The sequence below is a fragment of the Vibrio sp. 1288 genome, assembly GCF_033344475.1.
In genome coordinates, this window is sequence record NZ_JAWPOX010000230.1 from 1 (window position 1) to 922 (window position 922).

Annotated in this window: 2 protein-coding genes; both read right to left on the reverse strand. The window is 46.3% G+C overall.

Annotation, left to right across the window (positions count from 1 at the left end):
* On the reverse strand, nt 1-284 hold a 284-nt coding region (locus R8O11_RS25880; RefSeq protein WP_318194695.1), incomplete at its 3' end, for a redoxin family protein.
* Between the two features lie 94 nt (nt 285-378).
* A partial coding sequence (locus tag R8O11_RS25885; RefSeq protein ID WP_318194696.1) for an adenosine deaminase family protein occupies nt 379-922 on the reverse strand: 544 nt, incomplete at its 5' end.

The window sequence follows — 922 nt, forward strand, 5'->3', positions numbered from 1 at the left end:
AAAATCTCAGAAGCGTTTTGAGCTTCACCCCATGCGTTCATTACGAATGCATCGTTCACCGCCACACAAGCAATTAAATCAACGCCTTTTGCTTTTAATTGATCTGCGAGTACTACGTAGCCTGGTAGGTGAGCTTCTGAGCAAGTTGGAGTGAATGCGCCAGGAACCGCGAATAACACCGCTTTCTTGTTCGCGAACAGTTCGGTCACATCGTGGTTGACCATGCCATCGGCAGTCAGTTCACTTACGGTTGCAGAAGGTAGTGCTTGGCCTTGTTGAATCATGATTTTCTTCCTTTATTAAGTGCTTTGTTGAGCTTTTTCAGTCTAGCGCTTAAGTCCCGTTTTAACCACAGAGGGTTTGTAAGGGTATACCGCATTACATCGATGAATGTTGTGCAACATATTGTTCGACTTGATGACGATATTGAGCCTTCAACTCGTTGTCGATGAAGCTTGCATCGATAGCGTTGAGCGTGAATTTCGCCAGTTCTTCTTTGCTCATGGGATGTGCTTGATTCACTGCAAGGAAGTTATCGGTCATGTAGCCACCAAAGTAAACGGGGTCATCAGAGTTAATGGTTACCGCCACGCCTTTACGCAGAAGTTCTACGATGTTGTGTTGTCCCATTTCATCAAACACGCAAAGTTTGATGTTAGACAGCGGGCAAACGGTCAGTGGCATTTTGGTTTCAATTAGAGATCCCACTAGAGCTTCATCTTCTACGCAGCGAACGCCGTGATCAACGCGGCTCACTTCCAACATTTCAATCGCGTCGGTAATATTTTGCGCTGGTCCTTCTTCTCCGGCATGTGCCACGGTAAGCAAGCCTGCCTCTTTCGCTTGCTGGAAGACACGTAAAAACTTAGCTGGTGGATGGCCTTTTTCTGATGAATCTAGCCCCACACCAATGATTTTATCG